Raw genomic sequence first — 16539 nt, forward strand, 5'->3', positions numbered from 1 at the left:
ATGAGCCGTATCAACCGAGTCATGGGGACTGAAACCGAGTACGGTATTGCTACCCCGTCAAACCCAGCATTGTCTCCCATCGTGACCTCAACGCATGCCGTCGTAGCCTATGCCGCGCTGCACACCGGGGCACGTTCGCGCTGGGATTTCCGCGAGGAACACCCGCTGCGCGATAGCCGAGGGTTTGATCTCAAGCGCTATCACACCGTTCCCGTCGTAGATCCGAATGCGATCGGCGTCGCCAACGTAGTCACCGCCAATGGTGCCCGTTTCTATGTCGATCATGCGCACCCGGAGTACTCTTCGCCAGAATGCACAAACGCGTGGGATGCCATGCTGTACGACGCCGCCGGGGACCTCATCCTGCGCCGCGCCGCGGACGCCGTCAACGAGCTCACAGCCCAGGGCACCTCGGTCCTCGCACACCACGACCCGTGCCCGCCGTTGAAGTTCTACAAAAACAACGTCGACGGCAAAGGTGCATCCTATGGCAGCCACGAGAACTACCAGTACTCCCGTGGCACCGATTTTGAGGACATTGCCCAGGGATTGATTCCCTTCTTCGTGACCCGCCAGGTGGTGACCGGCGCCGGCCGCATCGGCCTAGGACCCGATGGCGATGAACCCGGTTTCCAGATTTCCCAACGCGCGGACTATATCGAGACCGAGATTTCCCTAGAAACCACGCTCAACCGCGGCATTATCAATACCCGCGACGAGCCGCATGCGGTGGCAGAAGACTTTGGCCGCCTCCACGTCATCATTGGTGACGCCAACATGTCCCAGACCTCGAATCTTCTCAAGCTCGGCATGACCTCGCTTGTGCTCGATGCCATCGAGGACGGCATCGACTTTAGTGACCTGCGCTTGGCAGATCCCGTGGCAGAGGTTCAGCGTGTCAGCCGCGACCTCACCTTGAGCCATGAGCTGGTGCTTCATGACGGCCGCCGCCTCACCGCCCTCGACATCCTCCGTGACTACCGCGAACGCGTCACCGCCACCTCGGTGGCAGATGAGAAGGTTCTCGCTGCCTGGGACGAGGTTGTGGCACTTCTTGCTGACGACCCTTTGAAAGCTGCGCACCTGCTGGATTGGGTAGCCAAGTACCGCCTTATTAAGGGCTACCTCGACCGTGGTGTCGCCCCTGAGGATCCCAAGCTCGCGCTCATCGATCTTCAGTACACCGACATCGATCCCGCCAAGTCACTGCACCACGCGCTCGTGCGCAAAGGGCAGATGCGCACGCTCGTCACCGAAGAGGAGCTTATCCACGCCGCCGAGAATCCACCGAGTGATACTCGCGCCTACCTGCGCGGGCTCGCCACTCAGAAGTTTGGTGAGGACGTCCTCGCCGCTTCCTGGCAATCGCTGACATTCCACGTTGGCGAATCCAATGGCGCCGAGTCTGGCGCTGCCCATGTTCCCCTCGATGTGACCACGCGGCTGGGGAGGGAAGACGTCGGCACGCTGCTCGAATCCAGCGCGCACGCGAAAGAACTCGTGGAGGGACTACGCCAGCTGGGCGTGCCCATCGAGTACCCTACGTTGTATTAGAGCGCGCGTCTTAACCTGCGTCATCTCGTTTGTAGCTCACGAAAGGAGCCTTCACCATGAGTGGCAACCAATCCCAGATCAATGCCGGAGGCGGCAACAACTCCGGCGAAAACGCCGAAGAGTTCGAGTCCGGTCAGGTCAGCATCAACACCGCTGGTACCGACGATCTCCTCGATGAGATCGATGGCTTGCTGGAGTCCAACGCCGAAGAGTTTGTGCGCTCCTACGTCCAAAAGGGCGGCGAATAAAGGTGGAGAACACCGCCGATACTGCGCCTGTATACGCTCGGCGCATCATGGGCATTGAAACCGAGTACGGTATCACCGCCTCAACGGCTTCCGGTCAGCGGGCATTGTCCCCAGATGAGATTGCCCGCCTGCTTTTTCGCCCCGTCGTGGCGGAGTACTCTTCCTCAAATATTTTCGCTCCCAATGCGTCGCGCCTCTACCTCGATGTGGGGTCCCACCCAGAAGTTGCTACGGCGGAGTGCGATAGCTTGAGCCAGCTCATCGCCTACGAGCGCGCTGGTGATGTGATGGTGGACCGCCTAGCTCGACAAGCAGAAGAGGCTCTCGCCGCACAAGGCGAAGAACGCGCAGTCTACCTGTTCAAAAATAACGTGGACTCCGCTGGAAACTCTTATGGCTGCCATGAGAACTACCTCATTGGCCGCCAGATTGTGCTCAAGGACTTGGGCCAGGCGCTGCTGCCGTTCTTGATTACCCGCCAGCTCATCTGTGGCGCTGGAATGATCCAGAAGGCTAAGGGCGATGAGCCGGCACGTTTCGTGCTGTCGCAACGCGCCGACCAGGTATGGGAAGGCGTGTCCTCGGCGACGACTCGATCAAGGCCCATCATCAATACGCGCGATGAGCCCCACGGCAATTCCAAGCTTTACCGGCGCATGCACGTCATCGTGGGTGACTCGAACATGGCGGAACCGACAATGGCGCTTAAGGTAGGCTCCGCCCTGCTGATGCTGGAGATGCTTGAGGCAGGCTTCGACGTACCGCAGTTTTCCGTACAGGATCCTATCCACCACATTCGCGCAATTGCTCTCGATCCCACGGGGAGCACGGCTCTGCCGCTTGACGATGGCTCCACGGTCACCTCCCTAGAGGTCCAACAGGCCTTGTGCGATGCTGCTGCGCGTTGGCTTGACCACCGCGAGGATGCCGGTACCCCTACCGCGGAGATGGCACGCGTGGTTGACCTGTGGCAGCGTACGCTCGCGGCCATCGAGCTCCAGGATTTTTCCGGAATTGACCGCGAGATCGATTGGGTCATCAAGCGAAGCCTTCTGGAGCGCTACCGCACCCGCCTAGGAGGGGAGTGGAGCCACCCCAAGCTGGCCCAAGTTGACCTGACCTACCACGATATTCGCCCCGGACGCGGGCTCTATAGCGTGCTCGAGCAGCGAGGCATGGTTAAGCGCTGGATTGATGATGCTGCCATCGCTGCTGCCGTTGAGGAGCCGCCTCAGACTACGCGTGCCAAGCTGCGCGGTGAGTTCCTTGCCACCGCGCGTGAGCTCAATGCGGCCATCACGGTGGATTGGACACGGATGAAGGTCAACCGTCCAGAGCCCATGACAGAAGAGTTTTCCGAGCCCTTCGTGTCCGCGGACCCGCGCTTGGATGGATTGTTAGACTACATGCGTTCGCACCACAGCGTTTAGCGCTTAGCTCACGCCCCATTGAAAAGCCGCCGTCTTGAGCCTGAAGGAGCCTAGCACTATGCCGTCGTCCACTGACCGCACAGCCACCCGGGCTCCTGCACGGGATATGGCTATCGAAAGGCTCACCAACCTCACCTTCGCGTTGCACGGTGCCGCTCACCAGGGAGGTGTTCCAGACCGGAGTGCGTCTTGGATTCGCAGCCATGTCGAGGGCTACCAGGACAAAAGCGACGATGCCTTTAGCAAGCTGCTCTCCCGCGATATACGTACACTGCAGCGCGCCGGTGTGCCGGTGGTGCATTCCAGTGGTGCTGAGGGGCCGCTTTACCGGCTCAACCCGGAGGACTACCAGCTTCCGCCGGTCGATTTCACTCCCGAGGAAGCCATGGTCCTTGGCGTGGCCGGAGGTATTGGCACGCCTGGGGGTCTTAGCGACTTCAGTTTGTCCGCGTGGACCAAGATTGCTGCCTCGGGCGCTTCCCGTGACCTTTCTGGAGCACCCGTATACACGGCCGTCAATGACATGACCAAGCTTAGCCCGGAGCTGGTCAAGGCTGTTCTCACCGCCGTCCGCGCTGGCGTGCGCATTTCCTTTGACTACTACGCCACTCCGGCCTCCGAACCGGTGCGCCGACTCATGGATCCCTGGGGCCTGGTCAATCACCGTGACCGTGTCTACCTCGTGGGCTGGGACGCTGACCGTGAGGCTCCACGCACCTTTCGCGCTACACGTATCGATGATGTCCGCCGTTCCCGCCAAGAGGCCACGCATCTCGAGCAGAGTGCACCACTGCAAGACCTCGTCGTCGCAGCCCTACAGCGAGGTGAAACCGTCACTGCGGTGCTCGAGGTACCTCAAGGCCAGGCCGCGGAATTAGTGGATGCGGGGACGCGGCGCTCGGATGAGCGCGTCGAGCTTTGCGACGTCGATCGTGATTGGCTCATCCGCACTGCCGCAGGCTACGCACCGGACGTTGTTGTCCTTGAGCCTGAGGACGTCCGCGCTGACATCCTGTTTTTGCTTCGCCAAGGTAGGGAGGAAGAAGCCCATGGCTGATCAGTCCCACAAGTTGCAGGCGCTCGTGCGCTCCCTCAACCTGATCCCGTATCTGCGCAACCATCCGGGTCTGAGTCCTATGGAAGCTGCTGAGGACCTCGGGATGACGCCCGTGGAGCTTAAAGACGCCATCGATAGGCTCTTTTGCTCCGGTGTGGGGCGCAATACTGAAGACCTCATTGATTTGAGCTTCAGCTACCGCGATGGCATTGAAATCTACAATGACCAGGGCTTAACCCAAGCGCTACGCCTTACGCCAACGGAAGCCGGCGCGCTGCTGCTCACCCTCGAATCCTTGGAAGCAATGCCGGGGCTTGTCGACGTCTCCGCGGTCCATTCCGCCGCTTCCAAGTTGCGCGCCATTATGGATGACAAGACTGCCGCCATCTACGATTCCCTGGCCACCACAGACCCCGAGGAATCCGAGGTGCAGGCGGCGCTTGCGAGGGCCGTCGACAAGCGCCAGCAAGTACGTTTCACGTACTGGAGCAGGTCCTCTAACCGCACCACCGAACGCACGGTTCACCCAGCTCGTATCTTCATCGTGGATGGTGAACCCTATCTGGCGGCGTGGGATGACCCAGCGGGGGAGCACCGCACGTTCCGCCTTGACCGCATGCACAATGTTGAGGTTCTCGATGCTGCCGCGACCCCTCACTTGAGGGAGTTGGACTTCAACCCCGATTCACCCTTTGGTCTAGATCACACTCTCACCGCTCAGATTGAGATTCACCAAGAGTTCACCTGGCTAGCAGAGCACTATGACATCACTCTCGGTGAAGAGTTAGGAAATGGCCTCATAGCTGCGACGATGCCGGTCGGATCGGAAGACTGGTTTAGCCGTTTTGCCCTTGGTCAGGGCGATAGGTTGCGTGTTGTGGGGCCTGAGAAACTGGTTAAGACGATTTCGCAGCATAGAAAACGCGCCGTGGAGCGTTATACTAGTGGCTCGTAAATGGGAGCACGGTCGGCTTTCACAAAGGTGATTCCGTGACTCAATCACTTAACAGAATGAAATGAGGAATCTCATGCCGGGACCTTGGGAATGGGCAATCATCATCCTAATCGTAGTGTTGCTCTTCGGCGCCAAAAAGTTGCCCGAGCTAGCACGTTCGTTGGGACGCTCTATGCGCATCTTCAAGTCCGAGGTCAAGGAGATGAAGGACGAGAACAACACCACTAACGAGCAGGGTCAGATCGCTACATCGAAGAAGAACGACGAGGACTTCTGGAATAGCCCAGAGATGCAGCCGCGCTCGACCAAGCCGGTTGACGGCACGCAAGACTAGGCGCGGTCCTCACACCACTACTAGAATTTTCTGCCTGAGAGGGGAGGACGTGTGCCTTGAGCGATAGGAGCACACCACCAACTACTACGACGACGTCTCGCAGGCAGAAATGGACCTCAAAGCTTCGCCGCAAGCCTAAGAACCCTACCGGGGAGATGACCCTAGTTCAGCACCTGCAAGAACTACGCAGGCGTATCGTCATCTCTCTGCTGGCGCTCATTGTGGGCACCATCATCGGCTTTGTCTGGTATCAGAACGCCCCGTTTAACATAGCGCCGCTCGGCGAAATCCTTCGCGGACCATACTGTTCGCTGCCTGAGGAAAGTCGCGTTTCCTTTACTGCTGACGGCGAATGCCGCCTTCTGGCTACTAGCCCCTTTGAAATGCTGATGCTGCGTATGAAGGTTGGCGCACTGGCTGGGGTTGTCTTGGCTTCACCAATCTGGCTCTACCAAGTGTGGGCCTTTGTCGTTCCTGGCCTGCATAAGAACGAACGGCGCTTCACCTTTTTCTTCGTGACCTCCGCCGTGGTCCTCTTCGTGCTTGGAGCTGTGCTGGCCTACTTCATCCTTTCTGTAGGACTCGAGTTTCTCATGGGAATGGGTTCTGAGTACCAAACTGCAGCGCTCACCGGCGAACGGTATTTCTACTTCCTGCTGGCGCTGCTCATGATTTTCGGCGTGAGCTTCGAAATCCCGCTGCTCATCGTGTGCCTCAATTTAGTCGGCGTTTTGGAGTACCAGCACGTTAAAGACAAACGCCGCATCGTCATCGTCGTGATCATGGTGTTTGCAGCGGTGGTCACCCCGGGCCAGGATCCTTTCTCCATGCTGGTCTTGGCGTTGGCACTGGTCTTGCTCGTAGAAATCGCTTTCCAGTTTTGCCGTATCAACGACAAGCGCAACAACCGTAAGCGCCCAGAGTGGATGGACCTCGACGATGAGACAGCCTCTCCACTGGGCGAGGGGCCAGGCGGCATTGAGGCACCGACTCCCGTTGAAGCCCCGACGAGTGTCTCGGCGTCTCCATCGCCCTCCAAGGCCACTCCGCAGAGCTCCCAGCCAAGTACACAGCCGCCCCAGGGTGGGTTCTTCGACGACGTTCTCTAAACCTGCCGTTTCCAACTTCTAATTGAGACAGGCGCCTCACTGCGCCGAAGGTGCGCTGGGCAGGTACCCTGGGTGCTTATGACACTGACGCATCTGGATGAGTTTACCCGCGCCCTGCCGTACTCCCTGGATGACTTCCAGATCGAAGGTTGCCAGGCCGTCGAGGACGGCCACGGTGTCTTGGTCTGTGCGCCAACGGGCGCAGGTAAGACTATCGTCGGTGAGTTTGCCGTGTCCCTAGCGCTGAGCCAGGGCACACGTTGTTTCTATACCACGCCGATTAAGGCCCTGAGCAACCAGAAATACCACGATCTCGTCGAAGCCCACGGTGACGACGCTGTTGGCCTACTGACTGGTGACGTTTCCATCAACTCCTCCGCAGACATCCTGGTGATGACGACTGAGGTCCTGCGCAACATGATTTATGCCGGCTCCGGAGCACTCGACCGGCTGACCCACGTGGTCATGGATGAGATCCATTTCCTTGCAGATGCCTCCCGTGGCGCCGTGTGGGAAGAGGTCATCCTCAACCTTGATGAGCACGTCTCCATCATTGGACTTTCCGCAACCGTGTCTAATTCGGAAGAGTTTGGACGCTGGTTGAGCACCGTGCGTGGCGATACCACCGTCATCGTGTCTGAGAAGCGTCCAGTCCCGCTGGACCAATGGATGATGGTGGGGCGTAAGATTTACCCGCTCTTCGAACCGGATTCCGGCGGACAGGTCAACACTGAATTGGCGCGCCGCATTGAGCGGCTCGAATCAGGGGAGCGCACATCCGATCACGGCAACGACCGCTACGAGTACAAGCGTGCCAGCTTTCGCTCTCGCGCACGCCACAAAGGTGGCGACAGGCGCAGCGGAGCGCCCCGCGCCCAGGATCGCTACCGACCGCTCGGCCGCCCAGAGGTGCTCAAAGAGCTGCAGTCCATGAACATGCTGCCGGCAATTACTTTTATCTTCTCCCGCGCTGGCTGCGATGGTGCCCTTTACCAGTGCTTGCGCTCCCGCATGGTTCTGACCACTCCGGAGGAAGCAACTGAAATCAAGGCCATTGTGGACCGCGGAGTGGAAGGAATCCCGGAAGAAGACTTGCAGGTCTTGGACTTTAAGCGTTGGCGCGAAGCGCTGTCCCGTGGGTTCGCCGCCCACCATGCCGGTATGTTGCCGGCGTTCCGGCACATCGTGGAGGAGCTTTTCGTCAAAGGTTTGGTCAGGGCTGTTTTTGCCACTGAGACCTTGGCCCTTGGCATTAATATGCCTGCGCGCACGGTGGTGCTGGAGAAACTCATCAAATTCAACGGTGAGGCTCACGTCGATCTCACCCCGGGACAATACACGCAGCTCACCGGACGCGCGGGACGCCGCGGTATCGATACCCAGGGCAATGCAGTTGTCCAGTGGGCGCCGGCTATGGACCCGCAGGCCGTCGCCGGGCTTGCCTCTACGCGCACCTACCCGCTTATTTCCACCTTTGAGCCGGGCTACAACATGGCGATTAACTTGCTCGGCATGCTCGGCTTTGACGAGTCTCTCCGTTTGCTGGAGAAGTCCTTCGCTCAGTTCCAAGCCGACGGTTCCGTAGTGGAGGAGACCCGTGAGATTGAACGTGCAGAGCACCGCGTGCGCGAACTTAGAGCGCAACTTGAGGATGCCATTTCCCATTTGGCGCCGCCCACAACCGACGGCGAAGATGCCGCCGAGGTCCTTATGGACTATATGCGCCTTCGCCGGGCACTGTCTGATGAAGAGAAGGCCGCCCAGGCCACTAAGAAACACGAACGCCGCAAGGAAGTCGCCACTGTCCTTGCGCGCCTCCAGGTAGGTGACGTCATTGCCATCGCCACGCGCAAGCGCCCCACCTTGGCAGTCGTCATTACTCCAGCTAATCAAACCGCTGATCCCCGCCCGTGGGTCACCACCGAAACAGGGTGGTCCGGGCGCATCGACGCCGAAGGTATTGAGAACCCGCCCATCACCGTGGGCCACATGAAGCTGCCACGCGGAGTGCAGAAGAATCCGCGCCGCAACAACAAATATGTTCAGGATGCCTTCAAGCGGGACTTCTATAAGCGGCCGAAGAAGATGCGCACGGAACCACGAAACCGTCCCAATAAAAAGGTGGGAGAGCTGCGCGACGCGATTCGCCAGCACCCAGTCCACCACTGGCCGGCTACTGACCGTGAACAGCTCGCTGGGGTGGCCCAGAAGTTGGCTCGTCGTGAGCGGGACTTGGAAAAGCTCGAAGCCAAGGTGGAACGTGCCACGGATACCTTGGGCCGCACCTTCGAGCGCATCGTTGATCTTCTCGCTGAGATGGATTACGTCGAGTTTGAGGGCTACGGTGATGACCGCGAGCCCGTCATCACCGATGAAGGTGAGCGCTTGGCCAAGATTCATTCCGAATCGGACCTCCTCGTAGCGCAATGTCTCAAGAGAGGTATCTGGAACGAGCTGGACCCAGCAGAACTGGCTGGCGTGGCTTCCCTCTGCGTCTTTGAAAACCGCAAGGCCACTCGCGGTGAGGCGGGGGCAGCTACCGATCCCATGGCGGATGCGATGGAGGCTACGTGGCGGATTTATACCGAACTTGTTGCTGATGAAAAGCGGCATAACCTGCCTCAAACTCGAGAGCCGGAACCTGCTTTTGCGCTCGCCATCCACCAGTGGACCGCGGGTGCACCGTTGGCCTACTGCATGGCCGCCGCCAACGAAGCGGGCGCTGAGCTTACCCCGGGTGATTTCGTGCGGTGGTGTCGCCAGGTGGTGGATCTGCTCCAGCAAATAGCCAAGACCGGCTACGAGGACGATATTCGCCGCAATGCCCGGCGCGCCATTGACGCTATTCAGCGAGGTGTGGTGGCTATCGGCGCTTAAGGTCCGCGGCCGCTGCGATGAGTGCTCGGCGGTGGGGAGCAACCAGCGCCAAGGTAGCGATGCGCAGGTTCTTGCCCAAAGGATTGAGGATGAGAGCTTGGGTGCCTACGACCTCGTCATCGAGGAATGCTGGGCCACCTGAATCACCTTTCACCGCCGGCAGTGTGTTAAAAACCATGCCGGCGGGAGAGACTGTCGTGCGGAAATCGACAGACCATACTCGGAAGAAGGGCATGAGAAAGAGCCCTTGACGCAGCTGTGCGCGACGGGCCTTGCCCCGAATCCCCACGTGAAAACCGGATCGCGGAAAGATGGAGTCTGTGCAGCAATTCCGGGAACATCGCGAGCAGGAGCTGGCGAATCGAGCGCACACAGCGCCATATCGGTGCCGTCGATGGTGCGCACAGCTTTAAGCCGCCGGTTAAATCCACCACTCACCTTGTACATGTCACCTTCTTCGAGGCCGTCACGGAAGAAGTGCGCGCAGGTCAGGACCAGTTCAGCGCGGTGCTGAGTTTGTGGCTCGAGTGAGGAGTCCACTAATACACCCGAGCAGTACCCGTTGCGGGTGCGGATCTTCACGACAGCGGGATGAGTTTTCACGTGCTCTAGCCTATCGAGGAAGCGCACAGTACGGCACTCGGTACGGCCCAGCTCGGCGGGTAAGCTGACGGGCATGACTGATTACGCTTCCCGTCTTTCGCGCGCACGTGAGGCAGTGGCCGCACGCGGCATTGACGTTGCCCTCCTGGGCACTGGCGCTGAGTTTGCTTATCTCACTGGCTCTTGGGTGTCTTCCCATGAACGGCTTACGTGCTTAGTAATCCGCCCTGATGCCGAGCCGGTAATCGTGGCGCCGAGCACCGATATTGAATCCCTGCAGGGCGTCGACGCCGAGCTTCGCGGGTGGAAAGATGGCGAAGATCCGTATGCGCTGGCCCTGGAAGGGCTTAGCGCGCGCCATGTGGCGTTAGGGTCGACGCTGACGGCCGATCACGTGCTGCGCTTCCAAGCTCTGCTCGACGGAGCATCCTATGTCTTAGCCACGGACGCCCTCTCTGAGCTCTTTACTCGCAAGGACGCCGATGAAATTGATGAGCTCCGCACGGCGGCGCACGCAATCGATGCGGTCCACATCGAGGTGCCTCGTCTCCTGCAGCCGGGCCACACAGAGGCCGAGGTAGCAGAGGATCTGCGCCAGCTCATCCTGCGCGAACACAGCGCGGTTGACTTCATTATCGTCGGCTCCGGCGCCAACGGTGCGAACCCGCATTATGACTATGGTGACCGCGTGTTGTCTGCCGGTGATCCCGTTGTGGTCGACATTGGTGGCACGCTGCCGTCAGGTTACCACTCCGATTGCACGAGGACGTACGTCGTCGGTGGTGATGTCGCTGCAGCACCGGCCGAGTTCCGTGAGGCTTATGCAGTGCTGGAGAAGGCGCAGGCGACTGGACGTGCTGCGGCACGCCCCGGCGTAAGTGCACAAGACATCGACCGTGTGACCCGCCAGGTCATTGAGGAAGCCGGCTGGGGTGAGCACTTCACGCACCGCACGGGCCACGGCATCGGGTTGTCTACTCACGAGGAGCCATTCATCATGGAAGGCAATGAGCTGACGCTGGCGGAGTCCATGGCGTTTTCCATCGAGCCGGGCATCTATGTTCCTGGTCAATGGGGGATGCGTCTTGAGGACATCGTGGTGACCACCGCAGATGGCTATGAATCACTCAACCAGGCACCGCGGGAGCTGCGCTAATGGGTGCGCTGTTGATTCTCGGCGGGCGCAGTGATATTGGCGGAGAGCTCGCTCGCCGGTTGTGCCATGACCGCCCAGTCGTCCTGGCAGCACGGGGCGAGCACGGCATGGAGGAGTTACAGCAGGAACTATCCGCAGCAGGAGCCACCGCGGTCCATACCCTGTCCTTTGATGCCGCTGAAGTTGAGGGCCATCGGGACGTCGTCCAGCGCGCAGCACAGCTAGCGGGTGAACCCATCACCACGGCTGTGGTTGCCTTCGGCATCTTGGGGGATCAGGACCGTGCAGAACACGACGAGGCCCATGCCTTTGATATCGCGCTGGTGGACTATGCAGCGCAGGTATCCATGCTCACCGTGTTGGCGGATGTCATGCGTTCTGGCCACATCGTCGCCTTCTCGTCGATCGCGGGGTGGAGGGCACGCCGCGCCAACTATGTCTATGGCTCAACCAAGGCCGGGCTGGATGCTTTCTGCCAGGGTCTAGCGGACCGACTGCACGGCACCGACTTGGCACTCATTACCGCACGTCCTGGCTTTGTTATCGGCTCCATGACGACGGGAATGAAGCCGGCGCCATTGTCGGTGACGCCAGATGTCGTCGCTGAAGTCGTCACGCGAGCAATCGCATCCGGTACAGGCTCGCGCACGCTATGGATTCCACGCGCGCTTCAGCTCTTGGCCTGGATTATGAAGATCGTGCCGCGCCCTATCTGGCGGCACATGCCGCGTTAATCCTGCAGATAGGGTGATTGCGCGTCGAAGATGAACCCACGTGGGGCTAGGACGCGCAGAACGACGTCCGCATCACCATCCGCAAGGTCGTGGAGCACCAAGCCTCGCCACGGTGTCACCGTAATAGGTACGTCTAGCTGAGCTATCAGCCCGGCGTACTCACCCGGTAGAACACCTTTGTGCAAGCCTGCGCCCAGATCGACGCGGCCCTCAGCGGTGTGATCAGTGAGCCAACCGATGGGCGCATGCGCTGATGCTGAGAGGTCACGATCCGAGCCGACTCCTTCAGCTTTAGCGGAAGGCGTAGCTTCGCCCACGGCAGCGTCGCTAGTGACTGCAGTGAGAACGGAGTCGATGAGGGTGGGGAGGGCGTCGTCAAGCGCCATCACCTCACCGAACACCTGGCCTTCCCGGATTAGGCGCACCTCCGTGGTGTCTGTCGGATCATGCAGCTGTAAACCCAGCGATACTCCGTGCGCCACAATGTCACCGTGACCGCCGTCGATGCCGACGACGGTGTGGACCAACCGCGTGAGAGCAACCTCGTGTTCTGCCATAGCAGCAGCGAGTTCCTCAGCCACGCGCGCAGCCAGGTTACGAGCATGCAGAGACAGGGGAGAGGCCACGACGTGCGGGGCGCTGTGGGGCAGTGACACACTGCTCATATCGGCTTCGTCGTCCACTCCACGCAGAGTAACCACGCTGTGCTCATCAAGGTAGACGTAGCCATCAGCGTGTTCGCGCGCGGCCTGGCCTAGCGCTAGCCATTGCTCAGGTGTCACCACGCCGCCAGCAGGGTAAAAGTGCAAGGTATGTGACATGATGACTCAGTCTAATTGCCCAGGGAGGGGTTACAGCGAACAGGCAGGTAAACCAAGTAGGGTAGGCGGCATGCCCTTTGTTCTGTTCATCGCGTACATCCTTCTGGAAACCCTCGCCTTCTGGGCCGTCGCGAACTGGATCGGCGTTCTCTGGACCCTGCTTGCTTTAGGGCTCACCATGCTCTTCGGTATGACCATCGCCAGCTGGGAAGTGCGCCGGATGATGTCCTCCCGTATCCGCCAGACCGGGGACGGCGTGTATGTCATGGAAGACCCGACCCCAGGTAAAACCGCAGGAAATGTGGGTTTGACCATGGTGGGCGGCATGCTGCTCTCAGCGCCGGGTTTTGTGTCCACGGTGTTGGGTGCACTGCTGATCTTTGCACCGACGCGTTCTATTATCCGAACGCTCTTGGCTGCATCCATGTTTAAGAAGATTGAGAACCTCGGTGTGCGTGTGTATGAGGCCTCACCGATGGCCCAGCACCGTGATTCCTATGGTTCTTTCGGGTCTATGGGACCATCGGGGACGGCGGACCCGAACAACCTTCACCACGAGGTTATTGACGAAGATGAGCTGCGGGAGTGGACCCAGCACGTCAAGCCTGAGGACTTCGGGGACGGCAAGAAGTAGTGGTAGAGGTACTCGCTCGCCTTATTCTGGCCGCTGTCTCCGGTGGTATCACGTTTCTCGCCGTCGAACCACGCGGTTGGTGGGCTTCCGGCATTATCGGCATTGCGCTGCTCGTGGCTGCGTTGTCGCCGTGGCGAAGTAATGAGTCGAAGCTTCAGCCCACGCTAGCGTGGTCCGCCCTCATCGCCGCGGTGCACAGCGCGGTGCTCTACCTGTTTACGTTGCCGTGGATTGGTGAGCTCGTGGGCAGTATGCCTTACATTGCGCTGGCGATCTTTTTGTCCCTCTACAGCATTCTGTTGGGCATCGGCGGGGCGGCTTTGTTGCGGTGGCGCCATGGCTTCGCGCTCTTTCCCTTCTTCTACGTCGCCGTGGAGTTGCTACGCTCCTCAGTGCCTTTCGGTGGGTTCTCGTGGGTACGTCTGGCTTGGGGGCAGATCGAAGGCCCTCTGGCATACCTCGCGCCATGGGGCGGACCTGCGCTGATCTCTTTTGCCGTGGTGTGTGTCGCGGCGGGCCTGGTCGGTCTGACGCGAGCACCGAGACTTGCCTGCGCGCTCATGGCACTCCCATTGCTAGCGGGTCTTCTCGCCGGGTTCGGGATTAACCGTCCCGGTAACACTACGGGCTCGGTAACGGCTGCGGCAGTCCAGGGCAACGTTCCACGCCTCGGCTTGGACTTTGCTGCCCAACGTCGCGCGGTGCTGGACAACCATGTGCGGGTTACCGAACAAGCCGCCCAGGATGGCGCGCACCCCGACATCGTCATCTGGCCAGAAAACGCCTCCGATATCAATCCCTTCACCAACCAAGACGCACGGGCGCTTATCGACGCCTCCGCACACGACATCGATGCCCCCATCCTCGTCGGTACCTTGACCACTGATGAGGTGGGTGCGCGCAATACGATGCAGGTTTTCAATCCCGATGGCACGGTAGGAGAGCACCACCACAAGAAATATCTGCAGCCTTTTGGTGAGACGATGCCGATGCGGGATTTCTTTGCCAAGATTACCGACTTGGTGGATCTTGCGGGCGATATGAAGCCTGGTGATGGCCCCGGCGTGGTCACCATGGCCGGCACGACGGTGGGAGTTGCTACCTGCTACGAGGTGAGCTTTGATCAAGCCTTCCGCACGGCGATCAACAACGGCGCGCAGATACTTACCACGCCCACGAATAACGCGACGTTTAGTGACTCGGATATGACCTACCAACAGCTTGCTATGAGCCGTCTGCGGGCACTGGAGACTGACCGTGCTGTCATCGTCGCCGCCACCTCGGGCGTCTCCGCGATTGTGCATCCGGATGGCAGCGTGAGTCAGGCGAGTGGGATCTTTGAACCGGCTTATCTTGAGGAAGAGCTTCCCTTAAAAGAAGGCCGGACTTTTGCGGTGCGTTATGGTTCGCTCCTGCAATGGCTCATGGTTATCATTGGAACGGTCTGCGCGCTGCTGGCGGTCTATTCCACCCGCGTGGCACGCGGCAGCGCGCCTAGAAAAGAAGTCTAAAGGAGCAAGGAACAAGTGAGCTCGACCCACGAATCCACCCTGGTCATCATCCCCACCTACAACGAGATTGAGAACCTGCCGTTGATCACCGGCCGCGTGCGCGAGGCCACCCCGGAGGTTCACATTCTCATCGTGGACGATAACTCCCCGGACGGCACCGGTGAAGCAGCCGATAAGCTGGCGGCGGAGGACTCTCACCTGCACGTCTTGCACCGCGAGGGCAAGGGCGGCCTCCTAGGCGCCTACATCGCTGGCTTCGAGTGGGGCCTGGAGAAGGACTACCAGGTGCTGTGTGAAATGGACGCCGACGGCTCCCACGCTCCGGAGCAGCTGCATCTGCTGCTCGAGGAAATCGAGAAGGGCGCAGATCTCGTCATCGGCTCGCGTTATATTCCAGGCGGCGAAACCGTCAACTGGCCGGCCAACCGTGAGCTGCTCTCGCGCCTGGGCAACAAGTACATTTCCGTCGCCCTTGGCGCGGGCATTAACGATATGACCGCCGGTTACCGTGCCTTCCGCCGCGAACTGCTTGAGCACCTCGACTTCGACAGCTTGTCGAAGGCTGGCTACATCTTCCAGGTGGACGTGGCCTTCCGCGCCATCAAGGATGGCTTCGACGTGCGAGAGGTCCCGATTACCTTTACCGAGCGCGAGCTGGGTGAATCTAAGCTGGACGGCTCTTTTGTCAAGGACTCTCTCCTGGAGGTCACCAAGTGGGGAATCGCGCACCGCTCGGAGCAGGTCGCCGACTTCAGTGGTGAGGTATCCAAGCTCGCTACCCGCACCGTGGAAGATCTTGAGCTCGGTGCTAAAACCACCAAGGCCAAGAACGCAATCAGCGAGTTTGTCGCCGATGTAACCCACTTGGTCTCCAACACTCTGAAGCGCTAAACGCCGGTTTCGACCTCTTATGGCCCGTGAGCAGAAAACCGCTCACGGGCCTTTGTGGTAATGACCAGTTGCAGTGCTAATGTCGTAAGTAGCACTTCCACCGTGCAACGTGATTCACTTCACGCCATTCTCACACTAAGGATCGTTCGGCACGTACCTGCCGATGGAGGAGACACTGCAATGGCAACCGTATCGTTCAAAGACGCTACTCTGACCTACCCAGGCGCCTCAGAGCCCACCGTAAAGAAGTTCAACCTCGAGATTGCCGATGGCGAATTCCTCGTTCTTGTCGGCCCGTCCGGCTGCGGTAAATCCACCACGCTGCGCATGCTGGCGGGCCTGGAAAATGTTACGGATGGCGCCATCTACATCGGCGACAAGGACGTGACCAATGTTGCCCCGCGTGATCGTGACATTGCCATGGTTTTCCAGAACTACGCGCTCTACCCCCACATGACCGTGCGCGAAAACATGGGTTTCGCCCTCAAGATTGCTGGTAAGTCGCAGGACGAAATTAACCAGCGAGTCGATGAGGCGGCAGCAACCCTCGGCCTTACCGAGTATCTCGAGCGCAAGCCGAAGGCACTGTCGGGCGGTCAGCGCCAGCGCGTGGCCATGGGCCGTG

General features: G+C 59.7%; 17 protein-coding genes. 14 read left to right on the forward strand and 3 right to left on the reverse strand.

Going from position 1 to position 16539, the window contains the following annotated elements; genetic code table 11:
• Positions 1–9 precede the first annotated feature (9 nt).
• The 8 genes from dop (at position 10) to HMPREF2875_RS06180 (ending at position 9564) form a co-directional block, all read left to right on the forward strand.
• Positions 10–1554 carry a depupylase/deamidase Dop gene (gene dop / locus HMPREF2875_RS06145; RefSeq protein WP_070671392.1) on the forward strand — a complete coding sequence of 515 codons (1545 nt, stop codon included), beginning with the start codon at positions 10–12 and terminating at the stop codon, positions 1552–1554.
• 56 nt (positions 1555–1610) lie between these two features.
• Positions 1611–1802: a ubiquitin-like protein Pup gene (locus HMPREF2875_RS06150; RefSeq protein ID WP_070671263.1), complete on the forward strand. Its 192-nt coding sequence runs from the start codon at positions 1611–1613 to the stop codon at positions 1800–1802.
• Between the two features lie 47 nt (positions 1803–1849).
• Positions 1850–3232, forward strand: coding sequence for a Pup--protein ligase (pafA, locus tag HMPREF2875_RS06155; RefSeq protein WP_070671394.1), 1383 nt, complete (start codon positions 1850–1852; stop codon positions 3230–3232).
• Between the two features lie 58 nt (positions 3233–3290).
• Positions 3291–4289 (forward strand): helix-turn-helix transcriptional regulator, encoded by a 999-nt coding sequence (locus HMPREF2875_RS06160; protein ID WP_070671264.1) that lies wholly within the window; start codon positions 3291–3293, stop codon positions 4287–4289.
• A complete protein-coding gene (locus HMPREF2875_RS06165) occupies positions 4282–5244 on the forward strand; it encodes a helix-turn-helix transcriptional regulator (RefSeq protein WP_070671266.1) in 963 nt (320 codons plus the stop codon). Before HMPREF2875_RS06160 ends, HMPREF2875_RS06165 begins: the two co-directional genes overlap by 8 nt.
• A gap of 73 nt (positions 5245–5317) precedes the next feature.
• A complete protein-coding gene (gene tatA / locus HMPREF2875_RS06170; RefSeq protein ID WP_070671268.1) occupies positions 5318–5578 on the forward strand; it encodes a Sec-independent protein translocase subunit TatA in 261 nt (86 codons plus the stop codon).
• A 155-nt stretch (positions 5579–5733) separates the two neighbouring features.
• Positions 5734–6687 carry a twin-arginine translocase subunit TatC gene (gene tatC / locus HMPREF2875_RS06175; protein ID WP_070671270.1) on the forward strand — a complete coding sequence of 318 codons (954 nt, stop codon included), beginning with the start codon at positions 5734–5736 and terminating at the stop codon, positions 6685–6687.
• Positions 6688–6765: 78 nt separating this feature from the next.
• Positions 6766–9564 (forward strand): DEAD/DEAH box helicase, encoded by a 2799-nt coding sequence (locus HMPREF2875_RS06180; RefSeq protein ID WP_070671272.1) that lies wholly within the window; start codon positions 6766–6768, stop codon positions 9562–9564.
• Here the strand turns inward: HMPREF2875_RS06180 and HMPREF2875_RS13935 are convergent.
• A complete protein-coding gene (locus tag HMPREF2875_RS13935) occupies positions 9551–9718 on the reverse strand; it encodes a hypothetical protein (RefSeq protein WP_246817046.1) in 168 nt (55 codons plus the stop codon). The two genes, HMPREF2875_RS06180 and HMPREF2875_RS13935, sit on opposite strands and share 14 nt — an antisense overlap.
• A complete protein-coding gene (locus HMPREF2875_RS13940; protein WP_246817047.1) occupies positions 9715–10167 on the reverse strand; it encodes a hypothetical protein in 453 nt (150 codons plus the stop codon). The genes HMPREF2875_RS13935 and HMPREF2875_RS13940 overlap by 4 nt, the downstream gene beginning before the upstream one ends.
• A gap of 73 nt (positions 10168–10240) precedes the next feature.
• On the opposite strand from HMPREF2875_RS13940, the gene HMPREF2875_RS06190 reads away from it, so the two are divergent.
• Positions 10241–11323 (forward strand): M24 family metallopeptidase, encoded by a 1083-nt coding sequence (locus HMPREF2875_RS06190; RefSeq protein WP_070671274.1) that lies wholly within the window; start codon positions 10241–10243, stop codon positions 11321–11323.
• On the forward strand, positions 11323–12057 hold the full coding sequence (locus tag HMPREF2875_RS06195) for an SDR family oxidoreductase (protein ID WP_070671276.1): 735 nt from the start codon (positions 11323–11325) through the stop codon (positions 12055–12057). The genes HMPREF2875_RS06190 and HMPREF2875_RS06195 overlap by 1 nt, the downstream gene beginning before the upstream one ends.
• Here the strand turns inward: HMPREF2875_RS06195 and HMPREF2875_RS06200 are convergent.
• Positions 12054–12878 (reverse strand): cobalamin biosynthesis protein, encoded by an 825-nt coding sequence (locus tag HMPREF2875_RS06200; RefSeq protein WP_070671277.1) that lies wholly within the window; start codon positions 12876–12878, stop codon positions 12054–12056. The genes HMPREF2875_RS06195 and HMPREF2875_RS06200 overlap by 4 nt on opposite strands.
• A gap of 70 nt (positions 12879–12948) precedes the next feature.
• On the opposite strand from HMPREF2875_RS06200, the gene HMPREF2875_RS06205 reads away from it, so the two are divergent.
• The 4 genes from HMPREF2875_RS06205 to HMPREF2875_RS06220 form a co-directional block, all read left to right on the forward strand.
• Positions 12949–13512 (forward strand): FxsA family protein, encoded by a 564-nt coding sequence (locus HMPREF2875_RS06205; RefSeq protein WP_070671280.1) that lies wholly within the window; start codon positions 12949–12951, stop codon positions 13510–13512.
• Complete coding sequence (gene lnt, locus HMPREF2875_RS06210) at positions 13512–15023, forward strand: apolipoprotein N-acyltransferase (protein ID WP_070671282.1); 1512 nt, start codon at positions 13512–13514, stop codon at positions 15021–15023. The genes HMPREF2875_RS06205 and lnt overlap by 1 nt, the downstream gene beginning before the upstream one ends.
• Before the next feature lie 15 nt (positions 15024–15038).
• Complete coding sequence (locus HMPREF2875_RS06215; RefSeq protein ID WP_070671284.1) at positions 15039–15914, forward strand: polyprenol monophosphomannose synthase; 876 nt, start codon at positions 15039–15041, stop codon at positions 15912–15914.
• A gap of 180 nt (positions 15915–16094) precedes the next feature.
• On the forward strand, positions 16095–16539 hold a 445-nt coding region (locus HMPREF2875_RS06220; protein WP_141754586.1), incomplete at its 3' end, for an ABC transporter ATP-binding protein.

The sequence above is a fragment of the Corynebacterium sp. HMSC078H07 genome (assembly GCF_001812805.1).
Lineage (GTDB): Bacteria > Actinomycetota > Actinomycetes > Mycobacteriales > Mycobacteriaceae > Corynebacterium.

Excerpts from the sequence above, each read along its gene's own strand:
- HMPREF2875_RS06200 (WP_070671277.1), bottom strand. The coding sequence starts at position 12,878 with ATGTCACATACCTTGCACTTTTACCCTGCTGGCGGCGTGGTGACACCT.
- tatA (WP_070671268.1), top strand. The coding sequence starts at position 5,318 with ATGCCGGGACCTTGGGAATGGGCAATCATCATCCTAATCGTAGTGTTG.
- HMPREF2875_RS06205 (WP_070671280.1), top strand. The coding sequence starts at position 12,949 with ATGCCCTTTGTTCTGTTCATCGCGTACATCCTTCTGGAAACCCTCGCC.
- tatC (WP_070671270.1), top strand. The coding sequence starts at position 5,734 with ATGACCCTAGTTCAGCACCTGCAAGAACTACGCAGGCGTATCGTCATC.
- HMPREF2875_RS06190 (WP_070671274.1), top strand. The coding sequence starts at position 10,241 with ATGACTGATTACGCTTCCCGTCTTTCGCGCGCACGTGAGGCAGTGGCC.
- pafA (WP_070671394.1), top strand. The coding sequence starts at position 1,850 with ATGGGCATTGAAACCGAGTACGGTATCACCGCCTCAACGGCTTCCGGT.
- HMPREF2875_RS06165 (WP_070671266.1), top strand. The coding sequence starts at position 4,282 with ATGGCTGATCAGTCCCACAAGTTGCAGGCGCTCGTGCGCTCCCTCAAC.
- HMPREF2875_RS06160 (WP_070671264.1), top strand. The coding sequence starts at position 3,291 with ATGCCGTCGTCCACTGACCGCACAGCCACCCGGGCTCCTGCACGGGAT.
- HMPREF2875_RS06195 (WP_070671276.1), top strand. The coding sequence starts at position 11,323 with ATGGGTGCGCTGTTGATTCTCGGCGGGCGCAGTGATATTGGCGGAGAG.
- HMPREF2875_RS06180 (WP_070671272.1), top strand. The coding sequence starts at position 6,766 with ATGACACTGACGCATCTGGATGAGTTTACCCGCGCCCTGCCGTACTCC.
- HMPREF2875_RS06150 (WP_070671263.1), top strand. The coding sequence starts at position 1,611 with ATGAGTGGCAACCAATCCCAGATCAATGCCGGAGGCGGCAACAACTCC.